Raw genomic sequence first — 25,901 nt, 5'->3', positions numbered from 1 at the left:
TTTCGAAGCAACTGACAGCTGATTGTAAGCAATGCTCTTGACTTTCGGAGCAATCAACAGCGAAATCGAAGCAACCAGCCCGCGGAAGTAAGCAACCCGCCTGTTTTTCGAAGCAATCCACGTGCAGGATTCAAGTATGCGGCGGAGCTTTTGTGCGCAGCTCGGTAAGGGGCTGGCTAAAACGGCATAAATTTGGCGCAGACAACAAACGCGCATAAAAAAACCGGGAACCCGCCGGCCGCCGCATACAAAATGTACGCGAAGCAGCAAGCAGGGCCCGGCTTAGCCTTCTCAATCGTTTTCAGCAAACAGTCCCGCATTCATCCCCGCAATCCTGCCTGTGACGAGCGCTGAAGTGATATTGTAGCCGCCTGTGTAGCCGTGGATATCGAGGATTTCTCCGCAGAAATACAGGCCGGCTTTTTTCTTCGATGCCATCGTCTTCGGCTCGATCTCTTTCACGGAGACGCCGCCGCCCGTTACAAACGCTTTTTCCATCGGCTGCGTGCCATTCACATTGACGATGAATGACTTCAGCAGATGTGCGAAATTCCGCAGCCGGTCTCCCGTAACCCGCGCACCTGTTTCGGCGCTGTCGATGTCCGCCTGATCGAACAGGAAAAGGAGCCACCGCTCGGGGACAAGCCCTTTGAACGCGTTTTTCAGCGACTTTTTCGGATCTTCTTTCAAAATGGCTTGGAGGCGGGCGAGCACTTGCTCTTCATTGGCGTCCGGCATCGAATCGATCCGTACCTCCACAGGCTTGCCGCCGTTTTTCTTCATCTCTTTCACGGCATATTGGCTGCAGCGCAAAATAGCAGGGCCGCTCAGTCCGAAGTGGGTGAATAGCATATCCATCTGATGCGTGACCAGCGGCTTGCCTTTCGCATTCAGGACGGACACCGCGACGTCGCGAAGTGCCAGCCCTTGCAGTTCGGATGATTTGATGAACCGATCCGAAGAAAGCAGAGGCACTTCGGTCGGAAACAGTTCCGTCACCGTATGGCCGGCCCGCTCCGCCCATGGATAGCCGTCGCCGGTCGAGCCGGTTTGCGGAACTGCCTTGCCTCCGACTGCTACGACAACTGCGTGGGACCGTATTTCTTCACCGGAATCAAGCCGGACGCCGCGCATTTGCTCTTCATCCATCAGCAGCTTTTTCACACGAGTCTCAAGACGGATCTCGACATGCAGCCGGTCCAGCTCGGCAAGCAGCGCATTCACGACATCCTTCGCCTTATTGGATACCGGGAACATCCTGCCGTGATCCTCCTCTTTCAGAGGAACGCCGAGGCCTTCAAAAAACCGGATGATATCAAGATTGCTGAAGACGGAAAACGGGCCATAGAGGAAGCGTCCGTTTCCTGGAATATGTTTGATGATCTCCTCGGCAGGGAGGCGGTTAGTCACATTGCACCGCCCTCCGCCGGAAATCGATAATTTATGGCCAAGTTTTTTTCCTTTATCCAGCAGCAGGACTTTTCTTCCGCCCTCGGCAGCCGCAATCGACGCCATCAGGCCGGAGGGACCCCCGCCGATGACTATGACGTCATACATAGGTAGAACCACACTTTCCGTTTTTCCTCCATTATACATGAGGGAGCTATTTGGTCACAGGTACAAAAGAGGGGATTATTTTTAATGTATATCTTAACGGGGCTACTGGTTGAAATTTATTCAATGAAAAGACATGTTAGGATTGCAGCGGAAGGCGGCGACTCCTGCGGGAAGAGCACGAGCTGAAGACCCTGGACTGAGCGTAGCGAGGGAAGCTTCTGAAGCCGTGCCCGCGGAAAGCGTCCTCCTGAAGCGGAAATCCGGATAGATGATAATAAAATTGAGGTTGAAAATAACTTAATACTTCATTTACAACTTTCTAGCCGCGAGTTTTTCATTGTGAAAATAAGCAGCCGGGGGTAAACTGTAAGATAGCGTAATTTTGCCTCCCGGGTGACTTGAAAGCCGGAGGGCTGATCAACTTCAGCGCTTCGCCGCCATGCGGCATGCGAGAGAATGAAAGGAATCAACTATGTCTAACTTAGTCAAAGGAACTGCCATATTAACAATTGGACTGTTCCTGTCAAAAGCGCTCGGCCTATTTTATGTCATTCCGTTTTACGCAATTATCGGCAAAGAGAATATCGGCCTTTATCAATATGCATACATACCATATAACCTGGCGCTCGCCGTAGCGATTTCCGGTGCGCCTCTTGCCATTTCCAAATTTGTATCGAAATATAACGCAGCCGGCGACTTTGCGACCGGGCGTAAACTGATGAAGTCAGGCATGTTCGTCATGGCGGTGTCCGGCTTCCTTTCGTTCCTCGTCCTGTTCTTCCTGGCTGAGCCGATTGCACGGATTGTCATCGCATCGAAAGGCCAAAATTACACAGTGGAAGAAGTCACGACTGTCATCAAATGGGTCAGCTACGCACTACTGGCCGTTCCGCTCATGAGCATCACCCGAGGATTTTTCCAAGGGTACCAGAAGTTCGAGCCGACCTCGGTATCCCAACTTGTTGAACAGATCGTCAGGATTGGGGTTGTCTTGATCGGCGGTTTCCTCGTCGTCAATGTCCTCGGGCTTTCTCCAAGGACGGCAGTGAATTTCGCCGTGTTTGCCGCCTTTATCGGCGCTCTCGCGGGACTCGTCGTGCTTGTGCTGTATTGGCGCAAATATAAACCCGAATTCAATCAACTATATGAAACGGGCGAGCAGGCGAGTGCCATCTCTTTCTTCGACATGTACAGGGAAGTCATCGGCTATACAATTCCGTTCGTGCTTGTCGGGGTCATCAATCCCCTCTATCAGTTTGTGGACATGCTGACGTTCAATAAAGCGATGTATTCGATCGGACTGGATGCCGTTTCCGATGATTATCTGGCAATGCTCAACTTCACTACCCATAAGATTGTCATGATTCCGGTCATGGTGGCCACAGGATTCTCGATGGCGCTCGTTCCGGTGATCACGAATTACTTTACGAAAGACGATCAGAAGGGCATCAACCGGTCACTCGACCAGACCTTCCAGATCATGCTGTTCCTGACGGTTCCGATGGTGATCGGACTGATGACCCTCTCGAGCGAGTCCTATCAGTTCCTATATGAAAAAGATGCGGCGGGAGCAGCGGTTTTGTTCAGCTACGCACCAGTCGCCATCCTGTTCGGCTTATATTCCGTAACGGCGGCCATCCTGCAAGGGATCGACCGGCACAAGTGGATCATTTTTACCTCTCTGCTCGGACTGCTCATCAAGATGATCATCAATATCCCTCTGATCAAATTGTTCGAAACGAATGGGGCCATTGCGGCAACTGCAATCGGCTATGCCGTCGCGGTAGCCATCAATATTTATATCATCCGCAAACAGCTGAACTACAAGTCGAATATGGTCACACGCCGTTTGATCTTGATTGGCATTTTTAATTTGATCATGTTTGTTGCTGTCTTTGCGACATTGAAAGGGCTCACTGCCATCAGCCCGGCAGGCAATAAAATGCAAGCGTTGCTGTATGTCCTGATCTGCGGGGGTGTAGGGGCCGCCATATACGGCCTCCTGTCGCTCAAGACAGGGCTTGCGCAGAAACTGTTCGGTGACCGGCTTGCGAGGATCACGAAAAAACTTGGCTTTGGAAGGTGATTGAAATGCGGCTTGATAAAATGCTTGCAAACATGGGCTACGGCTCGCGGAAAGAAGTGAAAAAGCTCCTGAAGAACGGAGCTGTCAAGGTGAACGGGGACCCCGTGAAAGATCCGGCACTCCACGTTGACACCGGGAAGGATGAAGTGACGATTCTTGGCGAGACGGTGGAATATCGGGAGTTCATCTACCTGATGATGAACAAACCGCCTGGCGTCGTATCAGCCACAGAAGACAACCGTGACAGGACAGTGATCGACTTGCTGGAACCGGAAGACCGCCATTTCGAACCGTTCCCGGTCGGCCGGCTCGATAAGGACACGGAAGGGATGTTGCTCATTACGAACGACGGGAAGCTTGCGCATAATATCCTGTCGCCGAAAAAGGAAGTGCCGAAAACGTATTACGCGAAAGTGGACGGACTGGTGACGGAGGAGGATGTTGCGAAGTTTGCGCAAGGCGTTACGCTCGAAGATGGTTATGAAGCGAAACCGGGCCATCTCGTAATCCTGGAATCCGGGGAACTGTCAGAAATCGAATTGACCATCACAGAAGGGAAGTTCCATCAGGTGAAGCGGATGTTCGAAGCTGTGGGCAAGCGAGTCGTCTATTTAAAGAGAATGTCCATGGGCGGACTTGCGCTCGATGCGTCGCTGGCACTCGGGGAATATCGTGAAGTGACAGAGGATGAACTGGATCTGCTGATAGGCGGGAAATGAAAAAAGGGCTGAGCGGCGCTGCCGTTCAGTCCTTCTTTTTCGATTATGGATGCAAAGTCATGAAGGCAATTTCACTTTCTTCTCAGTTGTTGTCCATTTTCCGCGTGCCGGGCTGGTAATCAAATCATTGTACTCGAGGACATTCAAATCGCGCTGTGCTGTCCGGTTCGTGATACCGAAGGCCTCGACTACACTTTCTGTAGTTACTGTACCTTTGTCAAGAATGTATAGATAGACGTCTTTAACGCGGGTAAGCATACGATCAGTTGCAGGATTCAACTTGGGGACCACTCCTTCATCATCATTTTCCAAAAACAATGGGCATGTGACGCTTGAATGTTACCTTTCGTTTCGTGAAATCTTTCCTGACCTTGCACTCCTTTCGAACGTGAAGCTGACAGAGTAATGTTCTGACAATATAATTATACTCCATTTTTGTTAATTGTGCATGAATTTAATGGATTTTATGTGCCTGCCTAAAAATAAATGCATACACAGCCGGCAGAAGTCAGGAAGCATCATGGTTTCAGCTGGTTTCCTTAAATCTTACGGGGGGTCCCCTCTGTTTTTCTTTATTTTCTTTGCCGGTCGTGTGAAAATAGTTATAACTGATACGTGCTCATTCGACCTTGCGCGAGCCGTAGGGATTATTGAAAGAAGGTGCTTTTTTTGATGGATTGGAAACAGGAAGCAAAAAAGCGGGAAGAACAGCTTGTAGCGGATTTGCAGGAACTGGTTGCAATTCCCTCTGTCTTAGATGAGGATTCAGCGACAGAAGAGGCTCCGTTCGGTCCAGGACCGAAGCGTGCTCTGGACTGGATGCTGGAGCAAGGGAGACGCGCCGGGTTCACTGTGAAAAATATCGATAACAAAGCGGGACATATTGAGATGGGAGAAGGGGAAGATCTGCTTGGGATCCTTTGCCACGTCGATGTTGTTCCAGCCGGAAGCAATTGGGTGCATGGACCATTCGATGGAACCGTAGAAGATGGGAAACTGTTCGGCCGCGGTTCAATCGACGATAAGGGCCCGACGATGGCTGCATGGCATGCTATGCGGATGGTGAAGGATTCGGGCATCGCTCTTGCGAAGCGCGTCCGGCTGATCATCGGAGCTGATGAGGAGAGCGGTTTCCGCTGCATGGACCGGTATTTTGAAACCGAAGAGATGCCGACTATCGGATTTGCCCCTGATGCCGACTTCCCGATCATCAATGCAGAGAAAGGCATCGCAGAGATTGTTTTCCGTCAGCGTCCATTCACTAAAGACGGGCAGCTGATGAAATTCCATGCCGGAAGCAGGACGAACATGGTGCCTGATTTTGCGGAAGCGTCCTTTTCCCGCAAGCCTGATGAGATCCGGGGCCAATTCGAAGAATATCTCAAAAATAATGCGGCCATTGGCGAACTCAAAGAAATGGATGGCCATACTGTTATCACGATGCACGGGAAATCAGCACACGCAATGGAACCGGATCAAGGCGTGAATGCAGCAATCCTGCTTGGCGCTTTCCTGAATGGCATTCTGGAACCGGGCTCTTCGAAAGACTTTACCGATTTTCTTGTAGATGCATTCGGGAATGAATCCAGGGGGCGACATTTGGACCTCGCTTATACGGACGAGATTTCAGGCGATACGACATTGAACGCTGGAATCGTCACTTTCGATGAGGAGCACGGGGGTGCTATCACTGTCAGCATGCGTTACTCAGTCACCTATCCGTTTGATGAGAAATTGAAGATGTGCGAGGGGAAACTTGAAGGCTCACGTTTTGCGGTGGAGGTGCACTCCAACTCCGCTCCTCACCATGTCGATGCAGAAGATCCGTTCATCAAGACACTCCAGGCTGTCTATACGGACCATACGGGCGAGGAGGCCGAATTGCTTGCGATCGGCGGAGGAACATATGCCCGGGTTCTTGAGAAAGGCGTCGCTTTCGGCATGCTGTTCCCTGGCAGGGAAGATGTCGCGCACCAGGCGGATGAATATGTATATATAGAAGATGCAGTGAAGGCAGCTGCCATCTATGCGGATGCAATCAGCAGGCTGGCAGGGAAGGAGAACGAGTAATGATTTATTTTGTGGATGGCAAGTATACAGATGCGGACGGCTTCAAGCTGTCCATCGATGACCGCGGTTACTATTTCGGGGACGGCGTCTACGAGGTGGTGAAAGTGTATGGCGGCGAACTGTTCACTGCAGGCGAGCACTTCACACGCCTTTTTGAAAGTGCAGAGAAGATCAAGATCGATTTGCCGTATACGAAAGAGCAATTGATCGAGGTTGCAGAACGCTTGGTGCGGGATAATCAGATTGACACCGGCCATATATATATCCAGGCGACCCGGGGATCGGCACCGCGTGTGCATCAGTTTCCAGCTTCTGACGTCAGCCCGGTCATCACGGCATACGCGATTGAGAATCCCCGCCCGCTGAAAAACATCGAGCAAGGGATTTCCGTGAAGATCGTCGATGATATGCGCTGGCTCCGCTGCGACATCAAAAGCTTGAATCTGCTCGGCAATGTCCTCGCGAAACAGGAGGCGTTCGAGGCAGGATGCGCGGAGGCGCTCTTCGTCCGGGATGGCATCGTGATGGAAGGATCGTCTTCCAACTTCTTCGGAATCAAAGACGGAATCGTCTATACCCACCCGGCGACGAATTTGATCCTGAACGGTATTACGCGACGCGTTGTGCTTGAGCTTTGCGAGGAATTGGGTATCCAGGCCGTGGAAACATGGTTTACGCCAATTGAAGCGCTTGCGATGGATGAGTGTTTCATCACATCCACAACAGCAGAAGTGACACCTGTCATTTCGATCAATGACCATAAGATCGGCGAAGGAAAGCCAGGTGAATTGACGAGGAAGCTGCAGGACGCATTCAGCCGGAGAATTCCTGAGCCGGCGAGCGAGTAATCGAAGCGGGGGGATTGCCATGGCGCAGCTTGTGAAGCTGCTTGATTATATTTCTCGGTATGAGAATGATTTATCGCGCTATCCGACGCAGTTCATCCGATTGAAGAAATCACAATGGGAGCGTATGAGATATTTATGGGAGTCGGGGGCGGAATTGTCGCTGGCACCCGCGCCCGAGGAGCATCCGGAAGAGGAACGGCCAGAGGAGGAGAAATGGTTCTCTCCATTCCTCCGGCTGTTTGGCAGAAGAACGGAAAATGAAAGTGATGCAGAGGCAGCGGCCGCCGCGGAACCGGCGGAAGAGGAATTTGATTTTAAACCGAATATCATCGCGCGGCCTCGTGACCTGGACCATTTGCGGCAGCTGTATGTGGACCAGCTCTTTCATTTTCAGATGAAGTGGGCGAGTTCCACCATGCTGGAGAAATCGAGAGTGGATGGAAAGTTCCTTAGGGATTCATTGCTTCGTGAAATGACTCTGAAGCTTCCGGACAGCTATCTGCTGTTTTATTATCCGATCCTGAAGGTGAAAAAAGCGCCGGTCGAACTCGATATTCTGCTGCTTACGCCGCTTGCCTGCATATGCATCACAGTGGTCGAAGGGCAGGATGCCGCGGCGTATGAAGGGGGAAGCGACCGTTTCTGGACGAAGCGGTACGGAGAGAAGGAATCGAAAGTCCTGAATCCCGTTCTTGCGCTGAACCGGATGGAGCGGATTGTGTCGGGGCTGTTTGCGCAAAGAGGCATCGAATTCCCGATCCGCAAAATGATCATTTCGCGTAACGGGTATATCGACTATCCGGGAACGCCTTACGATATCCGAGTCATCGACAGGCGCTCATATCGTGAGTGGTTCAACAATTTTGCGCAATCGACATCCCCGATGAAGCGTGATCAATTCAAAGCGGCACAGGCGATTCTCGATGTCGGGCAGACGACTGCGATGAGCCGCCTGTTCGAATCATTCGAGCAAGCTGCTGACGATGAAGAGAAGACAGAAGACTAAATAGAAATGAGTGTAGATGAACATGCGGTTACGCAATAAACCATGGGCAAAAGACTTCATGGCAGAACATGAGGACATCCTGATCACCGAAGATCGGGCGAAAGAAATTGATTGGAAACAGGAATTTGGGAATGATCATCCGGTCCATGTGGAAGTCGGAACAGGTAAAGGGCAGTTTGTCATCGGGATGGCACTTGCGAACCCTGACATCAATTACATCGGGATCGAGCATTTCGACAGCGTGATCGTATCGGCGCTTGAGAAGGCGATCGAGAAGGACAAGCCTTCGAATCTCAGGCTGCTTCGCGCAAATGGAGCAAACCTCGAGGAATTATTCGGAGACGGGCAAGTGGACAGGGTTTATCTGAATTTCTCAGATCCTTGGCCGAAATCAAAGCACGCGAAAAGAAGGCTGACCCATGAATCCTTCCTTCAAAAATACGAACATGTGCTGAAGCAGGGCGGCGAAATCCATTTCAAGACGGATAACCGAAAGCTGTTCGAGTTCTCGCTTATCTCCTTGACGGATTATGGCATGCGCTTGCTGGATGTGTCGCTTGATCTTCATGCGGATGATCCCGCGGGCAATATCATGACGGAATATGAAGAGAAGTTTTCTGCGAAAGGGCAGCCGATTTACCGGCTGGAGGCGCGTTACGAAAACGATTAACCGAAGGGGGACGTTTGTATGGATACATACACATTTCACGATATGAAACTTACTTGGCTTGATGGCGGCGTCAATTTCTTGGATGGCGGGACAATGTTCGGTGTTGTGCCGAAAGTCCTCTGGTCAAAACGGTATGCGTGCGATAATGACAACCTTATCGAACTGCGCACCGACCCGATCCTTCTTCAATATAAGGGGAAAAACATATTGATTGATTCGGGTATTGGCAAAGGAAAATTGGATGAGAAAAAGAAAAGGAATCTCGGTGTTCGAGCTGAATCGAGAGTCCAGGAGAGCCTGGAGGAGCTTGGTCTTACGTCGAACGATATCGACATCATCCTGATGACGCATCTGCATAACGATCATGCGGCCGGCTTGACAGGCTGGGAGGACGGCAAGCTGGTCTCTCTCTTCCCGGATGCGGACATCTACGTGTCGCAGATTGAGTGGGATGAAATGCGGAATCCGAATATCCGGTCCGCGAATACGTACTGGAAAGAGAACTGGGAGCCGATCCAGGACCAAGTGAAGACATTCAGTGACCGGATTGAGATCATGCCGGGAATCGAAATGGAGCATACAGGCGGCCACAGCGACGGACATAGCATCATCCGTCTCACGCAAAACGGGGAAACGGTCATCCATATGGGGGATATCATGCCGACCCACGCACACAGCAATCCTCTCTGGGTGCTTGCCTATGATGATTATCCAATGGCATCCATTTTCGCAAAAGAGCGGCTGATGAAAGAGGCGCTGCCGGGGGGCTATAAATTCATCTTCTATCATGATGCCGTGTACCGGATGGTGAAATTCGACGAAACCGGCAAAAAAGTCGTGGAGTCTCTTGCACGGACTGCACAGGAATAAGAAAAAACCGTCATGCCAATCGGAGGGAATATCCGGGGCATGACGGTTTTATTATTTTTTAATCAATTCTACAACAGTGCCAGTCTTGGAATCTGCAGCAAACTCATATTGTTCCAAAGTACCGTTTTTGATGCGGGAGATGCCGCCCCGGTATACTTCCATCGAAATGGCCCCATTGCTGAACGGTTCGGGTTTCATGACAATCCATGATCCGTCGATCGGCCCCTCTTTCTTAAAGGCGCTTTTCACATTGCCCAGCACATCTTCTGCCGGAGTTTTCAGCTCCATGCGTTCCATTGCCTGATTCACAACAATGCCTGCAGCCACCCCGGTTGCCACGCCGGCTAGGAATTCCTTCATTTTCATCATACATACCCCCCTGGTCGGTTTCCTTACAAGTGTAACATAATTCATGAGATTGTCGCACTGAGATGTATATGAAGTTCCAATTGGTGTCTCTCGTCCTTTTTTGTTGCCATGCCCATGTGGACTCCAGGTTTGCATGAACTTTTCCCGATGCCTGGATTTCGAAAAAAGGGACTAAACTATCATTTCTTCAAATTTAAAAGATTTAGTGTTTTATTGTCGGAATTAATAGTGTAGTATTTTGTTCGTATTCATATTTTATTGGCAAAAGGGGGCAGTATTATGAAAGCAGGAACCGCTGTAAAACATGGCGTGAAACAGGGGAAACGAAAGGGAGCGAAACCGCTCGCAGCCAATGGGGGAGTTGACTACGAGGGGATTGTGGCGACGGAGCAATATCAAGGGATGCTTAGGCGGAAAAAGCGGTTCATCATTCCGATGACAATCTTTTTCCTGCTGTTTTATTTCATGTTGCCAATTTTAACTTCCTATTCAACGGTCTTGAACAAGAAGGTATATGGGGATATCTCTTGGGCTTGGGTGTATGCGACAGCACAATTTGTCGTCGCCTGGGTTTTATGTACGGTCTATGTCAAAAAGTCGGCGTCGTTTGACCGGGATGCCGATGAAATCCTAGAAACGATTCAGAAGGACAGGGGGGCGGCCAAATGAATGCTACGGTGGTCATTCTGTTTTTACTAATCGTGATTGCGACCTTATTCATTACGTACTTCGCTGCGAAGCGGACGCAGACGACAGGCGATTTCTACACGGCGGGCGGCGGCCTGACTGGCTGGCAGAATGGACTTGCCATTGCGGGTGACTATCTATCCGCAGCATCGTTTCTCGGTATCGCCGGGATGATCGCTCTCTTCGGATTCGACGGCTTTTTCTATAGCATCGGATTCCTGATTGCGTACCTTGTCGTCATGTTCCTCGTTGCGGAGCCGCTCCGGAATCTTGGGAAATACACGCTCGCCGATATGATCCATGCGAGGTTTGACGCGAAGAAAGTCAGAGGAATGGCGGCGATCAGCACGATCACAATCGTCATCTTCTATATGATTGCGCAGCTCGTCGGAGCGGGAGCGCTCATACAGCTGCTGTTCGGCATCAAGTACTGGATCGCTGTTCTGATTGTCGGCGTCATGATGACGATCTATGTTCTGTTCGGCGGGATGACGGCGACGAGCTGGGTGCAGATCGTCAAGGCTGTATTGCTCATGTTAGGGACAGTCATTATCGCTTTTCTTGTATTTGCGAAATTCGACTTCAGTCTTGCTCAAATGTTCTCAGAAGTGAAGACGGCGACGGTCCATGGGGAAGCTTATCTGGAACCGGGGCTTAAATATACCGTGCCGCTGGATACGATATCACTCATGCTCGCCCTAGTTCTCGGGACAGCAGGATTGCCGCATATCCTCATGCGCTTCTTCACGGTAAAAGACGCAAAGACGGCAAGAAGTTCTGTCGTCATCGCAACTTGGATTGTCGGTATTTTCTATGTGCTGACCGTGTTTCTTGGCTTTGGTGCTGCAGCGTTTGTCGGATTTGATACGATCAAAGCTGCGAACCCGGCCGGGAACATGGCCGCCCCGCTTCTGGCAGGCGCTCTCGGCGGTGATATTCTGATGTCATTCGTCTCAGCAGTTGCGTTCGCCACAATTTTGGCGGTTGTCGCTGGCCTTGTTTTGACAGGCGCTTCTGCATTCGCGCATGACATTTATGGGCAAATCATCAAGAAAGGGAAAGTGAGCGATCGTGAACAGATGCTCGCGGCCCGCTACGCTTCTTTATTCGTATCGGTCTTTTCCATTGTGCTCGCTCTGTTTGCTCAAACGATGAACGTTGCTTTCCTCGTCTCACTCGCATTCTGTATCGCAGCCAGCGCGAACTTGCCAGTGATTTTATACACGATATATTGGAAACGCTTCAATACGACAGGCGCCATGACTGCGATGGCTTTCGGCCTTTTATCGGCCCTTATTCTGGTCGCCGTCAGCCCGAATGTATTTGCACCCGAAGCGGGACAAGCCATCTTTGTAGGGGAAGCGCTATTCCCGCTCACAAATCCGGCAATCGTCTCCGTGCCGCTCGGCTTCCTTGGCGGTATCCTTGGAACGGTGCTCTCCAAACAGAAAGCGGACATGCGCAAATATGCGGAAGTCAGCATCCGTGCGAACACAGGGTACAAAGGATGAGCTGATATACCGGCGGGAGATTCCCGTCGGTTGCTTTTTTATGTTTTCACAAAGGCGAAGGTTATGAAGGGGAAAATAATTTCGGGTTCCTAACTATTCTGATGGAAAGTTCGCCCCGTTTCGTCTACAATGGAAGTAGTACATAAAGATTTGGAGGATTCGCGTAATGGAGAAAGAGACACTCACGATGTTCAAAACATTGACGGAACTGCCGGGTGCGCCGGGCAATGAGCATTTCGTCCGCAAGTATATGAAAAGCGAGCTGGAGAAGTATTCCGATGAAGTGATCCAGGATAATCTTGGCGGCATCTTCGGTGTCCGTAAAGGTCCGGAAGACGGACCGCGCATCATGGTAGCCGGCCATATGGATGAAGTCGGCTTCATGGTAACAGCGATTACTGATAACGGCATGATCCGCTTCCAGCCGCTCGGTGGCTGGTGGAGCCAAGTGCTCCTCGCGCAGCGGGTGCAGATCATTACGGATGAAGGCCCTGTTGTTGGAGTGATCGGCTCCATTCCGCCTCATCTGTTAAGCGATGAAGTCCGTAACAAGCCGATGGATGTCAAAAACATGCTGATCGATATCGGTGCGGATGACAAGGAAGACGCAAAGCGGATCGGAATCCGCCCTGGCCAGCAGATTGTCCCGATCTGCCCGTTCACACCGATGGCGAATGACAAGAAGATCATGGCGAAAGCTTGGGATAACCGGTACGGCTGCGGCCTTTCTATCGAATTATTGAAAGAAGTGCACGGAGATAAATTGCCGAACACTTTATACTCAGGGGCGAATGTCATGGAGGAAGTCGGTCTTCGCGGCGCCCAGGCGGCTGCCCGAATGATCAACCCGGATCTCTTCTTCGCACTCGATGCAAGCCCGGCAAACGACGCTTCGGGCAATAAAAATGAATTCGGCCAGCTCGGCAAAGGAACATTGCTGCGGATCTTTGACCGGACGATGGTCACACACCGCGGCATGCGTGAATTCATTCTCGATACTGCGGAATCCAATAATATTCCGTACCAGTACTTCATTTCCCAAGGCGGCACAGACGCGGGGCAAGTCCATGTATCAAACGAAGGCGTGCCGAGCGCGGTCATCGGCATCTGCTCGAGATATATCCATACATCTGCGTCAATCATCCATACAGATGATTACGCGGCAGCGAAGGAATTGCTCGTCAAACTTGTGAAAGCTTGCGATCAGACAACAGTTGATACAATCAAAGCGAACGTATAATAAATCCATGGCCGTCCTTTTGTAAGGACGGTCTTTCACATGAAGGAGATTGCTGAAAATGGAGTTTATCATCGGAACAACGAACCAGGCGAAAGTGAAAGCTGCCCGTAATGTGCTCGGTCTTCACTTTACCGGATACAGCCTGCAGGAGGCAAAGGTGGCGTCAGGTGTCAGCGCACAGCCGTTTGGAGATGAAGAGACGATGCAAGGGGCGGTGAACCGCGCGAAAAGTGCAGCGGAGTTAAAGGAAGGTGCAATTGGCATCGGCCTTGAAGGAGGTGTGCGATTCATCGGAGAGCAGATGTATGTCTGCAACTGGGGAGCACTCTCTTTGCCGGATGGGACTGAATTCACTGCAGGCGGCGCCCAAATACCGTTGCCCCGGGAAATTGCAAAGGAATTGCAGAATGGCAAGGAACTCGGCGTCGTAGTCGATGAATATTTCAAAGAGAGCGGAATCCGGCATAGCGAGGGCGCAATCGGAATGTTCACCGCGCATGCGGTCAAAAGGGATGCACTATTTGAACATATTATGCAGCTGCTCATCGGACAGCTGAAATATGCGAAAGGCGAGTAAATAGGAAGGCTCGCTTGCAACAGAAGATAAACAACTATAAAATGGGTATGCGAAATCCATGCGTAACTAGATTGATTGGAGGAGGAAGAATGATCCCGAAATGGAGATTCTTATTCCTGCTGGCCGCTGCCATGTTGCTGCTCGCCAGCTGTGGCAAGTCACTCGAGGAGAAAGCCGATGATGGGCTGGCGGCTGCCCGCAGTTCATTTGAGGAAAAAGGAAAGAAAGCGACTGAAGAAATAGAAGGGATCAAACTGTACAAGCCCGTCGGATATGTGGTAGAGGATTCATCAGATCCCCAAAATATAATCTTGACGAAAAAAGATGAGACGTTCATCCTCTTCATCAATCCGAACGAAGGCAAAAACAGTCACTTCTTTTATGATCTCATGAAATCCCAAGAGAAGGGGGAGATCGTAAAAGAGGAGATGTTCACCGGCAAGGATGATTTCGGCTTCGCTTCCATCTTGGATGCGGGAGATGGAAAAGTGGAATTGATCACGAGCATCGGCGGCGTCAAAATGTCGACGATTACAAAAGAGAAGAATATCCCGGGGCATATGGCCAGTATGATGGAGATTGTCCGTTCTGTTGAGCAAGAATAACAAAAGCAAGCAGAGAAAGGAAGTGCAGGTACCCTTGAAATCTTCACAGTTGGTGGACATCTTAAAGGAAAGGCTGCCATCGGAAGATCTGACATGGCAGTTTGACCGGAAGGCCGATAAAGTTCGGCTGGACCATAACGTCCTGAAAAGGGGGATTGATATCTCCCTGCCAGAAATATTGGCGAAGTATGAGGAGAAGAAGGAAGCGGCCATTGACGAGATTGTCTATACGATCGGTGAGACATTCAAAGCAATGGAAAAAGAGATGAACGAGGGGTTCCTGGAAGGGGAAAACGCCATCTATCCTGTCATCCGTTCGACATCCTTCCCGCTTGAATCGAAAGCGGGAAGCCGATTCGTGACGAAGGATCATACGGCGGAAACCCGAATCTATTATGCACTTGACCTCGGGACGACATACCGGCTGATCGACGAAAGCATGCTTGACTCGATTGGCATGACCGAACAGGAAATCTATGAATCCGCCCTCTTTAAGCTGCGGTCGCTGAGCACAAATTATAAGAAGGACGAAGTGGCTGGCAATACATATTACTTCGTCAACAATAATGACGGCTATGACGCCAGCAGGATTCTGAACAATTCTTTCCTGAAAGAGATGGAGTCGAAGGTGAAGGGACATATGACGGTTTCTGTTCCGCACCAGGACGTCCTGATCATCGGAGATATTCAGAACGACACTGGATATGATGTGCTCGCGCAGCTGACGATGCAATTTTTCACAGTCGGCAAAGTGCCGGTCACTTCTTTATCATTCATATATGAGGATGGCAAACTGGAGCCAATCTTCATCATGGCAAAGAACCGGGTTACCCGAAAGGAAGGAAAAAAGAAATGAACGCATTTTACAATCAGGCAGGCGTCGGCAACGTCCTGCTCGTCCAATTGACACCGAATCAGCCTGACTCCGTTGCGGCTGAAACATATGGCGATCTCACATTGCTGAAAGACGAATCGACAGGTGAGCTGGCAGGTTTCAACCTGTTCAATGCTACGCAGTATGCCGAGCTTCACGAGAATGGCCAAGTTGAAGTGACAGAAAAGCTCGTCAGCCAAGTTAAGGAAGCATTCAACAAAAACGGCGTCGAGATTGACCTGGATATCGACTTGAGCCCTAAATTCGTAGTTGGACATGTAGTATCAAAAGAGAAACATCCAAATGCTGATAAATTGAATATTTGCCAGGTCGATGTAGGAAGTGAGATGCTTCAAATCGTTTGCGGCGCTCCAAATGTTGAGGCCGGCCAGAAAGTGGTTGTCGCTAAAGTAGGGGCTGTCATGCCGTCAGGAATGATTATACGCGATGCGGAACTTCGCGGAGTGCAATCCTCTGGCATGATCTGCTCGGCAAAGGAACTAGCATTGCCAAATGCGCCAGAAGAAAAAGGCATCTTAGTCCTTTCAGAGACTGCCCTCCCAGGAGAGCCATTTACGAATCAATAAGCCGCATGCAAGTGGAAAGACGAAGGACGGAATATGCCGTCCTCCGTCTTTTTTCATGAAGAAATCTCTGCCATAATATGTAAACGGTCTTTCTTTTTTTGACAGATGTTTGATTTCGCATTGCGAAACCTGTTAAAATCAAATGATAGTCTAAGAAAGAGTGATGGTATTGAGTTGGATTAAAAAAATAATGAACAGATTCAAAGAAACAGATGAAAATATGGAACTCTATGACATGACGGAGCAAGAAGAGATAACAGAATCAGCCGATGAGGAACTTTCACCTCAGGATACGAAACGGCCGGCTTCTTTCCGATTCCCGATCATCACTGATGCAGAAATTTATGGATGGGATGATGATGAAGGCGGCCATTCTGCGGCTCGTGACAGAGAGCAGAATGAAACGTTTACGACAGAATTTGACGATGATTTCGAACCGACCCCCTTATATGAGAACGAACGCTGGCCGGGGCGCGGCGAGAAAGTCACAGTGCACCGGACAGAGACTGGAACACAGCAGCATGTACTGCATCAAAAGCAGCCGGAGCAGCCGAACCTTAAAACGAAGAATGTGAAGCAGCAGGAAGAGAAGAAGCCGCAGATCGGCCGGCCGAGCCGTCCTTTCTCGCCGACTGAAGTTCCGTCTCCCGTTTATGGTTTCAGGAAGCCGCCACAAAAAACGCCGGCACCGCCAGCTGTCACCAGGGAACAAGAGGAAAGTGAACCGATACATACGGAAAGTGGAATTCGCCAGGAAGAACAGCAGTCTGTAGAGTGGACTATTCAAAACACTGGTGCAAAATTTCCGAGCACAGATGAAAACCTAGCCGACAATGAGCAGCCATGGGAATATCCACATGACATGATAGAGCCAGATCATGAAGTTCCTGTTCCTGATCAGGCAGCGTTAGGTCAAGCAGAAGCAGAGCAGGAAGCCGCAGCGGCGCTTTCTGAACTGGAAATGAACGCTGAGCCCAGCGAAGAACAGGCAAAAGAGACAACTGAGCCTGACGAGATGATAGTCGGCTTCGAAGAAGAACAGGGCATGCCGGATGTACCGGAAGCGGAGCCTGCCGCGAATGCAACTGGCGGTCAAGCTGCAGAATTGCTCGTTGACGATCCAGAAGCACAAACAGAGCAGGAGGCCGTGCTATCGCCTGTTGAAAAGGAAGAAGACTTCCAGGCGGAAGACCCATCATTTGAAACGGCGGAAGAAGAGAAAGACCAGTCCGCACAACTGCTTGAGGAAGAGGCCAGCGAGCCCGAAGATCCATATTCCGGAATAGCGGAGGATGTCGATGAACAGTCAGTGCAGCTGACAGAGGAAGTTACGTCTGACAGCGAGCCTGAAGCAGAGGATGTCACTATGCAGCAGGCCGAAGACTTGCCGATCGGCCAGCCAGGTCAACCATCCAGCCATGAACAGGAGACTGGGGAAACACTCCAGGATGGACTTGAAACGCCTGCAGCAGCAGCGAGGAAAGAACGGATTGTTCCGTTCAATGTCCTGATGCTGAAATCGGATAAACAGAAACTGGGCATGATGGAGAATCTCGAGTATATGCCGGCAAAAAAAGCATCCGCGCCAATTGAAGAACAGGAAGCTCCCAGGCCGGAACAGGAAGCTGAAAAAGAGACCCGGACCCAGGAAGAAAACAAGCCAGCTGCTATGTCCGGCGACGTATCTTTTGAAGAGGAACCTTATGAAGAGTTGGAAGATGAACCGTACTATGCGTTTCCGTCCCTCGATCTCCTCGTCCAGCCTGAGGCCCATATCGAAGATACCGAGTGGCTTGCAATGCAGTCCGGTAAATTGGAAGAGGCGCTTTCGTATTTTTCGATCCAAGCTAACGTCATTGAGGCGGTGCAGGGTCCGACGGTCACCCGGTTTGAGCTGACAGTCGGCCATGGAACAAAGGTGAGCAAAATCCGGAATTTGACGGATGACTTGAAATTGGCGCTCGCAGCAGAAGATATCCGGATCCAGGCGCCGATACCAGGCACAAGCTCAATCGGCATTGAAGTGCCAAACCGGACCATGCGGGCGGTCCGTATTTCAGAAGTGATCGAGACAGAACAGTTCCAATCGTCCGATTCGCCCCTCGAGGCGGTCCTTGGCCTCAGTTTGACTGGAGAACCTATGACACTCGATCTTAGGAAGATGCCGCATGGAATGATTGCGGGCGCAACAGGTTCCGGAAAATCGGTATGTATCAATTCCATTTTGACGAGTCTGTTATATAAGTCGGCGCCGACAGATGTGAAGCTTTTGCTCATCGACCCGAAAATGGTGGAACTTGCGCCATACAATGGCGTGCCTCATTTGCTGAGCCCCGTTATCACGGACGTGAAGGCAGCAACGGCCGCGCTCAAATGGGCGGTCGATGAGATGGAGCGCCGCTACGAACTGTTTGCGCATGCCGGAGCGCGGAATATTGAGCGGTACAATGAAATGGCGATGGAGAGCAGGCGCTTCTCATTGAAAATGCCATATCTTTTGATTGTGATCGATGAGCTTGCGGACTTGATGATGATGGCTCCGGCAGATGTGGAAGTATCCATCAGCCGCATTACGCAGAAAGCGAGAGCGTGCGGCATCCATTTGATCATTGCAACGCAGCGGCCTTCCGTTGATGTCATCACAGGCACGATCAAAGCGAATGTGCCTACCCGGATTGCGTTCTCCGTATCATCGCAAGTGGATTCACGGACCATCATAGACTCTCAAGGGGCTGAACGGCTCCTTGGCAAGGGGGATATGCTGTATCTCGGCAACGGCCAGTCTTCACCTGTTCGGCTGCAAGGGACATTTGTCACGGATGAGGAAATTGAACGTATAATAGAACATGTTCAAAACGAAGCACAGCCAGAATACTTATTCGGCCAGGAGGACTTGCTCAGAGCGGTGGAGATGGAGGAAGACGCGGATCCGCTTTTCGAGGATGTGTGCAAGTTTATCATTGATCAGGGAGGGGCTTCGACTTCCCTCTTGCAGCGTAATTTCGGCATCGGCTATAATCGTGCAGCGAAACTGATGGATAAGATGGAAAAGCTCGGTTTCATTTCAGAGCAAAAAGGGAGCAAACCTCGCGATGTCTATGTGACTGAAGCGGAATTGGCACAATATGCAGGGACGCCTTCCCGTGGCGAACTGTAAGCAATTCCGAGGGAGTGAGCCCTTCTTCGAATCGTAATCGTAATGTAATGAGACGATGGAGCCGGCAGCCTTGTTTCATGGTATAATCGGTGTGGTCACTTTACTTGTATAAAATTTACGCTTATCTTATTTAGAATGTGGGAACAGAGATGGTCCCGGGAGGTTGCATTATGACATTGTTTCATTTTACGGGGATAAAAGGATCGGGTATGAGCTCGCTAGCCCAGATTCTCCATGATTCATCAAATGAAGTACAGGGATCGGACGTGGAGAAACACTTTTTCACAGAAGACCCGTTGCGTGAGCGGAAGATAACCATATTGCCTTTCGACGAAGAGAATATAGTTCCTGGCATGACAGTCATCGCAGGAAACGCATTTCCGGACGACCATCCGGAATTGCTGCGAGCAAAAGAGATCGGCCTGGACGTCATCCGGTATCATGATTTCCTCGGACGCTATATGGAACAGTTCATTTCGGTCGGCGTGACAGGATCTCACGGCAAGACGTCGACCACAGGGCTTCTTTCCCATGTATTGTCCGGCCACGCGCCCACTTCGTTCTTAATTGGAGACGGAACAGGCAAAGGGGTCGAGGACAGCAAATACTTTGTTTTTGAAGCATGCGAGTATAAACGGCATTTTCTGGCCTATAAGCCTGATTATGCGATCATGACAAATATCGATTTTGATCATCCTGACTACTTCAAGAACTTGGAGGATGTCATGGATGCGTTCAATGAAATGGCGATGCAAGTCGGGAAAGCGATTATCGCTTGCGGTGATGACCATCAGCTTCAGCAAATCACGGCTAATGTGCCTGTCGTCTTTTATGGCTTTGATGAGACGAACGACTTTTACGCGAAACAGATTACAAAAAATCAGGCAGGTTCGACGTTCGATGTATATGTGAGGAATGAGTATTTCAATTCGTTCACCATTCCGCTTACAGGCGACCATGCAATTTTGAATGCACTTGGTGTCATTGCGCTCTGCCATTACGAAAATGTCCCAGTGGAGGTCATTCAGGAACGGCTTTCAACATTCAAAGGTGTCAAGAGGCGCTTCACTGTCAATGAACTGGGCGGCAAGACGCTGATCGATGACTACGCACATCATCCTACGGAAATCAAGGCGACGCTTCAATCGGCGAAACAGAAATATCCGGACCGCGAAATCGTCGCGATATTCCAGCCGCATACGTTCACAAGGACAGCAGCACTGCTTGAAACATTCGCGGAAAGCTTATCCCATGCGGATTCAGTCTATCTTTGCGATATCTTCGGTTCTGCCCGGGAGAAAAACGGTTCTTTGACGATCACCGATCTCATCAACAGGATTCCAGGCGCGGCGCATTTGACGCTTGATAAGATCGAATCCCTTGAAAAACATGGGGATGCTGTCTATCTGTTCATGGGAGCGGGGGATATCCAGAAGTTTTTGGATGCCTATAAACAATATATTGAGCAACAGAAAACAGCTTGAGCCTCTATGGTTCCAGCTGTTTTTTTTCGCTCAATTCTAGAAGGATTTACAGCAAGTAATTTCATAAAAGACTGTCTTTTTTTCCATACATAAAATATATTTTCTTTTTTGAAGGGAATCGAGGAAATATGTCGAATAGGGTATAAGGGCCTTGCGTTTAGTCACCCTATGGTTAGGGTAGAAAATACTTATATGAGGAGGAAGCGCCTTGGTGGTTTTATTGTATATAGCGGCGATTGTGGCCGCAATCGCATTTTTGATTTTGTGCGTTAGCCTCGCCATGACACTCGGCTCATTGAAAAAGACGATGCTAAGCGTATCTGAGACGATGGAAGGCCTGCGAGGGCAGCTTGAAGGCATCACGACTGAAACGACAGAGCTCCTGCATAAGACAAATCAGCTGGCGGAAGACATCCAAGAGAAATCGGAGCGCCTGAATACGGTCGTAGATGCTGTAAAAGGTGTCGGGGAATCAGTAAGCGGCCTGAACGGATCGCTTCGCAGGGTTTCCGAGTCCGTTACAGTGAGTGCGGAAAGAAACAGCGACAAAGTGGCCCAGGTCATCCAATGGGGAACAGTCGCAATGGATCTTTTCGACAAAGTGAAGGAGCGGCGGCCACAAAAATCATCAGGCTGGACAGTCTACGCGGCGGATCCAAGCCAAAAACAGCTGCCAAGCCCAGCTGACCGCTTCCAATGAACTTCTGAACCAGACTATAAAGGAGGAATTGAAATGGCAGACTACAATGGCAAAAAACAAAACTACAATGATGATCACAGCAGTCATCAGTATTATGGGGAGAATGGGTTCAAAAACACATTCGGCGAACCTGCACATTTGCCAGTGAATTATGGGCACCACACGAACACGGATAATTTCTATAAAGACGAAGACGACAGCTCCGGAGCGGGAACGTTCCTTCTAGGAGCCCTTGTCGGCGGCGTGATCGGCGCAGCGGCAACACTGTTCCTTGCTCCGAAAACAGGAAAAGAAATGCGCGAGGACTTTACCGAGCAGGCTTCGCAGCTGAAGGACAAGAGCATTGAACTGACATCGGCGGCAAAAGACAAGGCGACTGATTGGTCATCTGCGGCCAAGGACAAAGCGACCGAATTGACGTCAGCAGCGAAAGACAAGACCGAGGACCTTTCGAAGACCATCCAAGAGCAGTCAGGACAAATTGTGGATAAGGTCAAGTCGATGGCAAATAAGACATCGATCCCGATGGATGATGGGACAGCTTCTTCCGAAGGTGAAGAATCAGAGGACTATAAAGAGAGCATGAAACAGAAGAACAAAGATGCCGCAAAAGATAACACAACTAAAAACAGCGATGTCGCCTATGACAATAGCGAGAATTTCGGTGAAAGCAAAGTGACGAATCAAAACCATATTTCCGTCGAAGAGGAAAAATGATCAAAAGGGCTGCCCCGGGAGGGCGGCCCTTTTGATTTGTCACAGCTAAGAAAATGTCGGCCACATCAACTCTCCCCAGAAGGAGCGAATTGGATGTCCAGAGTATCCCCATTATAAATTGCATCATTGAAACCGATTGGCTCTCCATTCCGCAGCAATTCATAACGGCCTGATGTTTCAGTCGGCAACTGATAATCCGTGAAGGCGAAGATGTCTCCGAAGACAAGCGGAGTTTGCGTAAGCTTCGTAAAATCCACTCGATCTCCGGATTGCAGAACCGTTGTCTCTTCGGCCGGATTGCCATTCACTTGTATAGAGTATTGCTTTTTTAGGATGTCGATCCGCTTTCCGTCGAATGTGACAGTTGCCCGGGCGGCGAGGGTGACACCAGCCCTGCCGGCAAGTTCTCCAATGGATGGAAGATGCGGGTCTCTTGATGTGAATTCCTCTCCATCTCTGACAATATAGGATAACGTGACTGGCTTCGTTCCTGATAAAAAGCCTCCTGCAGCAGCTTTTACCGGTATCTCTTTTCCATCAATGAACAAGGTAACTGTCTTGGAAGGCTTTTCGTTCAGATGTAACATAGTAAGAATATCATTCAGTGTCGTCCCGAATATCACTTCGATCTCATCATGATCAGCAACAGCTGTATTTGCATCAGCCTGTGAGCCGTTCAGCTTGAAAATCGGTTTGATGGTGTAGGCAATTCCATCGATGGTGACTCGTTTCGCCGGCAAATCCTCAACGAGATCCCCGATTGTCGCGGATGCATCTTTTCCATCTGAACCCGGCGTCCATTTTATTTGATCTCCATTAGCGATCAAGTCTTTTGAGCTTGCCGGTCTGTCGTTTACAAGCAGGACGGAAGGATTGCCATGTCCGCCTGGGATTAAAATCGACTTTCCATTTACAGTGACGGACATGCCGAGTCCCGGCTTGCCGTATAAATCGCCGGATCTTACTTTTGCTGCGAGGAGGGCGTCCCCGACTGTCATCTCCTTCAGTTCAAAGAGACGTATGATTTTTTCCTGGACCGTAACGGTCATATAATGGATAGGAGCCCGCTGCGCAGCGATTGCAATGCCGATTGGCGTGACAAGCGCAGGCGAGGACGTGATCGATTCTTCATATGTGACGCCAGTCAGGGCATCCAGGCCGCGCAGTGCGACGCGGTTTTCCGGCAATCCAAGGCGGCTGCTGATTTCACCAGTCAGGCCAGGCGTGAGACTGCCGCCGCCCACTAGCATGACAGCCTGTGGCGATTTGCCATTGTTTAAAGTAAGGATTTCTTCGGCGATGCTGGCAGCCAGTTTTTCAATCGCCGGTTTGATCGTTTCCCGGACTTCTGCAGAAGCGATCCGCTGCTCAAACCCAAGGATATCAGTAATGATGACTTCCTCTTCGGACAATGTCCGTTTGACCTGTTCAGCGACCGGGAAATCGAGAAGATACTGGCTGCTCAGCGCTTCGGTGATTTCATCTCCGGCCACCGGAACCATGCCGTAGGCGACTACAGTATTGTCGTTTGTGATCGCGATGTCTGACGTGCCTGCACCGATGTCGACGAGTGCGACGTTAAGCCGTCTCATGGAGGGCGGGATGAGTACATTGATGGCGGCGATCGGCTCTAGCGTCAATGCTTCCATTTCGAGGTCTGCCCGCTTCAGCGCGGATAGGAGCGATTCCACGACGACCCGCGGCAGGAATGTCGCAATCACTTCAGCAGAAGCGGTCAACCCTGTCTGATCGATGAGGCTGCCGATCTCATCACCGTCGAGCCGGTATCGGAGTACAGAATATCCGACACAATAGTAATAATCATCTTTCGCCATTTCTTCCGACTGAAGCAATGTCTGCTGGGCATGCTGGACGGCAGCGAGTTCCAGCCGGTTGATATCTTCGGTGGTCAGCAGCGCATGCTCTGCAAGATTGATCTGCATGGAACCTCCTGCAGTGCGCAGGGCCCGGCCGGCTGCCGCGACGCTGACACGTTTGAGCGGTCCATGCCGTTCCTCCAGATCCGCCTTTATCTCGGAAATGACAGCAGCCACGCTGACAACATTATGTATTTGTCCATCGATCATCGAGCGCTCCCTATGTTCGATCGATACGAGATCCGCCACATGGTAGATACCCTGACTTTCCTGTAAAATAAGACCGACGACGGAGCGTGTTCCGATGTCGAGTGCAAAAAGGGTGGTAGTCAGTTTCCCTCATCCTTTCGGGGTGATTGTATTGCAAATTATAGACAATTTGCAGAAATAGCGTGACTTTACAAACGGTTTTCATTATACTAGGTCTATTATATAAAAATGTAACATAGAATTCCGCCTGCGGGAAGAGGATGCTATGTACGGGGAGGAGCCATCAAGATGAGACAAAATGATTTAGACGAGCTGCGCAGCCAAGTGGATGAGCTGAATTTGAAGATCCTTGAACTGATCAATGAACGGACAGCTGTTGTTCAGGAAATCGGCAAGGTGAAAGAGAAGCAAGGTGTGAACCGATATGATCCGATCCGTGAGAGGGAAATGCTGAACTTCCTGAAGGAAACGAATAAGGGCCCTCTACCGAACGGTATTTTAGAACAGATCTTCAAAGGCATCTTCATGTCCGCATTGGAAATCCAGGAGGATGAGCAGCGGAAAGCGTTGCTCGTATCCAGAAAGCGGAAGCCGGAGGATACAATTGTTGACGTGAAGGGCGAAAAAGTCGGGAATGGAACGCCGACATTCGTATTCGGTCCATGTGCGGTGGAATCCTATGAACAAGTGAAAGCGGTAGCTGATTCCATAAAGGCGAAAGGCTTGACGATGATGCGGGGCGGCGCGTATAAACCGCGGACGTCACCGTATGATTTCCAAGGGCTTGGACTGGAAGGGCTTAAAATATTGAAGAGGGTAGCGGATGAGACGGGGCTCTCCATCGTCACCGAGATCATTACGCCTTCGCATTTGGAAGAGGCTCTTGAATATATCGATGTCATCCAGATCGGCGCACGGAATATGCAGAACTTCGAATTGCTGAAAGAGGCGGGGATGGTCAATAAGCCAGTCCTGCTGAAGCGCGGTCTAGCAGCGACGATTGATGAATTCATCAATGCGGCGGAGTACATCATTTCAAAAGGGAATTCGAATATCATGCTTTGCGAGCGAGGCATCCGCACGTACGAGCGGGCAACCCGCAATACGCTTGATATTTCAGCAGTTCCGATCTTGAAGCAGGAAACTCATTTGCCGGTGTTCGTCGATGTGACGCACTCGACAGGACGGCGTGATCTTCTCCTTCCTACAGCGAAAGCTGCAATTGCGGTCGGAGCGGACGGCGTCATGGCGGAAGTGCACCCGGATCCTGCAGTTGCCTTGTCCGATGCTGCACAGCAGATGGATCTGGATCAGTTCGATGAGTTCTACAATGAAATCCAGAAGTTCATGAAAACGTACCAAACTGTATGACCTGCAGCCGGATGGTCAGAATTTGATACATTGACGAGGCGCCAGACCTTTTATGGATCTGGCGTTTTGTTTATAATGGATATAACAATGGAATCGCAGGAAGGAGCTA

Annotated in this window: 23 protein-coding genes; 19 read left to right on the top strand and 4 right to left on the bottom strand. The window is 50.1% G+C overall.

Annotated elements, in window-relative coordinates:
• Positions 1–291: 291 nt before the first annotated feature.
• The gene (locus ACZ5FK_RS04740; protein WP_464806760.1) at positions 292–1,557 is read right to left on the bottom strand and encodes a BaiN/RdsA family NAD(P)/FAD-dependent oxidoreductase; all 1,266 of its coding nucleotides are present in this window, start codon (positions 1,555–1,557) and stop codon (positions 292–294) included.
• 472 nt (positions 1,558–2,029) lie between these two features.
• On the opposite strand from ACZ5FK_RS04740, the gene ACZ5FK_RS04735 reads away from it, so the two are divergent.
• Complete coding sequence (locus ACZ5FK_RS04735; protein ID WP_464806759.1) at positions 2,030–3,643, top strand: putative polysaccharide biosynthesis protein; 1,614 nt, start codon at positions 2,030–2,032, stop codon at positions 3,641–3,643.
• Between the two features lie 5 nt (positions 3,644–3,648).
• Complete coding sequence (locus ACZ5FK_RS04730; protein ID WP_464806758.1) at positions 3,649–4,362, top strand: pseudouridine synthase; 714 nt, start codon at positions 3,649–3,651, stop codon at positions 4,360–4,362.
• A 57-nt stretch (positions 4,363–4,419) separates the two neighbouring features.
• Here ACZ5FK_RS04730 and ACZ5FK_RS04725 read toward each other — a convergent pair whose 3' ends face one another.
• Positions 4,420–4,641, bottom strand: coding sequence for a DeoR family transcriptional regulator (locus tag ACZ5FK_RS04725; RefSeq protein ID WP_464806757.1), 222 nt, complete (start codon positions 4,639–4,641; stop codon positions 4,420–4,422).
• 393 nt (positions 4,642–5,034) lie between these two features.
• Between ACZ5FK_RS04725 and pepV the strand changes: the two genes are divergently transcribed.
• Genes pepV through ACZ5FK_RS04700 form a run of 5 tightly spaced genes read left to right on the top strand, consistent with a single transcriptional unit; the run spans position 5,035 to position 9,826 of the window.
• Positions 5,035–6,432, top strand: coding sequence for a dipeptidase PepV (gene pepV / locus ACZ5FK_RS04720; RefSeq protein ID WP_464806756.1), 1,398 nt, complete (start codon positions 5,035–5,037; stop codon positions 6,430–6,432).
• On the top strand, positions 6,432–7,280 hold the full coding sequence (dat, locus tag ACZ5FK_RS04715) for a D-amino-acid transaminase (RefSeq protein ID WP_464806755.1): 849 nt from the start codon (positions 6,432–6,434) through the stop codon (positions 7,278–7,280). The genes pepV and dat overlap by 1 nt, the downstream gene beginning before the upstream one ends.
• A gap of 19 nt (positions 7,281–7,299) precedes the next feature.
• Positions 7,300–8,286, top strand: coding sequence for a nuclease-related domain-containing protein (locus ACZ5FK_RS04710; RefSeq protein ID WP_464806754.1), 987 nt, complete (start codon positions 7,300–7,302; stop codon positions 8,284–8,286).
• A gap of 22 nt (positions 8,287–8,308) precedes the next feature.
• Positions 8,309–8,956: a tRNA (guanosine(46)-N7)-methyltransferase TrmB gene (gene trmB, locus ACZ5FK_RS04705; RefSeq protein WP_464807363.1), complete on the top strand. Its 648-nt coding sequence runs from the start codon at positions 8,309–8,311 to the stop codon at positions 8,954–8,956.
• 18 nt (positions 8,957–8,974) lie between these two features.
• A complete protein-coding gene (locus tag ACZ5FK_RS04700; protein WP_464806753.1) occupies positions 8,975–9,826 on the top strand; it encodes a YtnP family quorum-quenching lactonase in 852 nt (283 codons plus the stop codon).
• Between the two features lie 51 nt (positions 9,827–9,877).
• Here ACZ5FK_RS04700 and ACZ5FK_RS04695 read toward each other — a convergent pair whose 3' ends face one another.
• Entirely contained in the window at positions 9,878–10,195 is a 318-nt protein-coding gene (locus ACZ5FK_RS04695; RefSeq protein ID WP_464806752.1) for a hypothetical protein, read from the bottom strand.
• A gap of 279 nt (positions 10,196–10,474) precedes the next feature.
• Between ACZ5FK_RS04695 and ACZ5FK_RS04690 the strand changes: the two genes are divergently transcribed.
• The 11 genes from ACZ5FK_RS04690 (at position 10,475) to ACZ5FK_RS04640 (ending at position 22,334) form a co-directional block, all read left to right on the top strand.
• Positions 10,475–10,864, top strand: coding sequence for a DUF485 domain-containing protein (locus ACZ5FK_RS04690; RefSeq protein WP_464806751.1), 390 nt, complete (start codon positions 10,475–10,477; stop codon positions 10,862–10,864).
• Complete coding sequence (locus ACZ5FK_RS04685; protein WP_464806750.1) at positions 10,861–12,393, top strand: solute symporter family protein; 1,533 nt, start codon at positions 10,861–10,863, stop codon at positions 12,391–12,393. Before ACZ5FK_RS04690 ends, ACZ5FK_RS04685 begins: the two co-directional genes overlap by 4 nt.
• 166 nt (positions 12,394–12,559) lie before the next feature.
• Positions 12,560–13,633, top strand: coding sequence for a M42 family metallopeptidase (locus tag ACZ5FK_RS04680; RefSeq protein ID WP_464806749.1), 1,074 nt, complete (start codon positions 12,560–12,562; stop codon positions 13,631–13,633).
• A gap of 58 nt (positions 13,634–13,691) precedes the next feature.
• Positions 13,692–14,210, top strand: coding sequence for a DUF84 family protein (locus ACZ5FK_RS04675; RefSeq protein ID WP_464806748.1), 519 nt, complete (start codon positions 13,692–13,694; stop codon positions 14,208–14,210).
• Between the two features lie 89 nt (positions 14,211–14,299).
• On the top strand, positions 14,300–14,815 hold the full coding sequence (locus ACZ5FK_RS04670) for a hypothetical protein (protein WP_464806747.1): 516 nt from the start codon (positions 14,300–14,302) through the stop codon (positions 14,813–14,815).
• A 34-nt stretch (positions 14,816–14,849) separates the two neighbouring features.
• Positions 14,850–15,671 carry a DUF1444 domain-containing protein gene (locus tag ACZ5FK_RS04665; protein WP_464806746.1) on the top strand — a complete coding sequence of 274 codons (822 nt, stop codon included), beginning with the start codon at positions 14,850–14,852 and terminating at the stop codon, positions 15,669–15,671.
• The gene (gene ytpR, locus ACZ5FK_RS04660; RefSeq protein WP_464806745.1) at positions 15,668–16,276 is read left to right on the top strand and encodes a YtpR family tRNA-binding protein; all 609 of its coding nucleotides are present in this window, start codon (positions 15,668–15,670) and stop codon (positions 16,274–16,276) included. The genes ACZ5FK_RS04665 and ytpR overlap by 4 nt, the downstream gene beginning before the upstream one ends.
• A gap of 190 nt (positions 16,277–16,466) precedes the next feature.
• Positions 16,467–19,433 carry a DNA translocase FtsK gene (locus ACZ5FK_RS04655; protein ID WP_464806744.1) on the top strand — a complete coding sequence of 989 codons (2,967 nt, stop codon included), beginning with the start codon at positions 16,467–16,469 and terminating at the stop codon, positions 19,431–19,433.
• Positions 19,434–19,603: 170 nt separating this feature from the next.
• Positions 19,604–20,917, top strand: coding sequence for a UDP-N-acetylmuramate--L-alanine ligase (gene murC / locus ACZ5FK_RS04650; protein WP_464806743.1), 1,314 nt, complete (start codon positions 19,604–19,606; stop codon positions 20,915–20,917).
• Between the two features lie 208 nt (positions 20,918–21,125).
• Positions 21,126–21,617, top strand: coding sequence for a DUF948 domain-containing protein (locus ACZ5FK_RS04645; protein WP_464806742.1), 492 nt, complete (start codon positions 21,126–21,128; stop codon positions 21,615–21,617).
• A 33-nt stretch (positions 21,618–21,650) separates the two neighbouring features.
• Positions 21,651–22,334, top strand: coding sequence for a YtxH domain-containing protein (locus ACZ5FK_RS04640; RefSeq protein WP_464806741.1), 684 nt, complete (start codon positions 21,651–21,653; stop codon positions 22,332–22,334).
• Positions 22,335–22,399: 65 nt separating this feature from the next.
• Here the strand turns inward: ACZ5FK_RS04640 and ACZ5FK_RS04635 are convergent, their stop codons facing one another.
• A complete protein-coding gene (locus tag ACZ5FK_RS04635; RefSeq protein ID WP_464806740.1) occupies positions 22,400–24,460 on the bottom strand; it encodes a cell division protein FtsA in 2,061 nt (686 codons plus the stop codon).
• Between the two features lie 249 nt (positions 24,461–24,709).
• Between ACZ5FK_RS04635 and ACZ5FK_RS04630 the strand changes: the two genes are divergently transcribed.
• Entirely contained in the window at positions 24,710–25,792 is a 1,083-nt protein-coding gene (locus tag ACZ5FK_RS04630) for a bifunctional 3-deoxy-7-phosphoheptulonate synthase/chorismate mutase (RefSeq protein ID WP_464806739.1), read from the top strand.
• The last annotated feature ends 109 nt before the right edge of the window (positions 25,793–25,901 follow it).

The sequence above is a fragment of the Sporosarcina sp. GTC18466 genome, from assembly GCF_055389225.1.
The sequence above is the reverse complement of the archived record's forward strand: the minus strand, read 5'-3'. Positions and strand labels throughout refer to the sequence as shown.

What these genes read in the sequence shown, in the direction of transcription:
- ACZ5FK_RS04740 (WP_464806760.1), bottom strand. Translation starts at nt 1,557, where the DNA reads ATGTATGACGTCATAGTCATCGGCGGGGGTCCCTCCGGCCTGATGGCG.
- ACZ5FK_RS04735 (WP_464806759.1), top strand. Translation starts at nt 2,030, where the DNA reads ATGTCTAACTTAGTCAAAGGAACTGCCATATTAACAATTGGACTGTTC.
- ACZ5FK_RS04730 (WP_464806758.1), top strand. Translation starts at nt 3,649, where the DNA reads ATGCGGCTTGATAAAATGCTTGCAAACATGGGCTACGGCTCGCGGAAA.
- pepV (WP_464806756.1), top strand. Translation starts at nt 5,035, where the DNA reads ATGGATTGGAAACAGGAAGCAAAAAAGCGGGAAGAACAGCTTGTAGCG.
- dat (WP_464806755.1), top strand. Translation starts at nt 6,432, where the DNA reads ATGATTTATTTTGTGGATGGCAAGTATACAGATGCGGACGGCTTCAAG.
- ACZ5FK_RS04710 (WP_464806754.1), top strand. Translation starts at nt 7,300, where the DNA reads ATGGCGCAGCTTGTGAAGCTGCTTGATTATATTTCTCGGTATGAGAAT.
- trmB (WP_464807363.1), top strand. Translation starts at nt 8,309, where the DNA reads ATGCGGTTACGCAATAAACCATGGGCAAAAGACTTCATGGCAGAACAT.
- ACZ5FK_RS04700 (WP_464806753.1), top strand. Translation starts at nt 8,975, where the DNA reads ATGGATACATACACATTTCACGATATGAAACTTACTTGGCTTGATGGC.
- ACZ5FK_RS04695 (WP_464806752.1), bottom strand. Translation starts at nt 10,195, where the DNA reads ATGATGAAAATGAAGGAATTCCTAGCCGGCGTGGCAACCGGGGTGGCT.
- ACZ5FK_RS04690 (WP_464806751.1), top strand. Translation starts at nt 10,475, where the DNA reads ATGAAAGCAGGAACCGCTGTAAAACATGGCGTGAAACAGGGGAAACGA.
- ACZ5FK_RS04685 (WP_464806750.1), top strand. Translation starts at nt 10,861, where the DNA reads ATGAATGCTACGGTGGTCATTCTGTTTTTACTAATCGTGATTGCGACC.
- ACZ5FK_RS04680 (WP_464806749.1), top strand. Translation starts at nt 12,560, where the DNA reads ATGGAGAAAGAGACACTCACGATGTTCAAAACATTGACGGAACTGCCG.
- ACZ5FK_RS04675 (WP_464806748.1), top strand. Translation starts at nt 13,692, where the DNA reads ATGGAGTTTATCATCGGAACAACGAACCAGGCGAAAGTGAAAGCTGCC.
- ACZ5FK_RS04670 (WP_464806747.1), top strand. Translation starts at nt 14,300, where the DNA reads ATGATCCCGAAATGGAGATTCTTATTCCTGCTGGCCGCTGCCATGTTG.
- ytpR (WP_464806745.1), top strand. Translation starts at nt 15,668, where the DNA reads ATGAACGCATTTTACAATCAGGCAGGCGTCGGCAACGTCCTGCTCGTC.
- ACZ5FK_RS04655 (WP_464806744.1), top strand. Translation starts at nt 16,467, where the DNA reads ATGAACAGATTCAAAGAAACAGATGAAAATATGGAACTCTATGACATG.
- murC (WP_464806743.1), top strand. Translation starts at nt 19,604, where the DNA reads ATGACATTGTTTCATTTTACGGGGATAAAAGGATCGGGTATGAGCTCG.
- ACZ5FK_RS04640 (WP_464806741.1), top strand. Translation starts at nt 21,651, where the DNA reads ATGGCAGACTACAATGGCAAAAAACAAAACTACAATGATGATCACAGC.
- ACZ5FK_RS04630 (WP_464806739.1), top strand. Translation starts at nt 24,710, where the DNA reads ATGAGACAAAATGATTTAGACGAGCTGCGCAGCCAAGTGGATGAGCTG.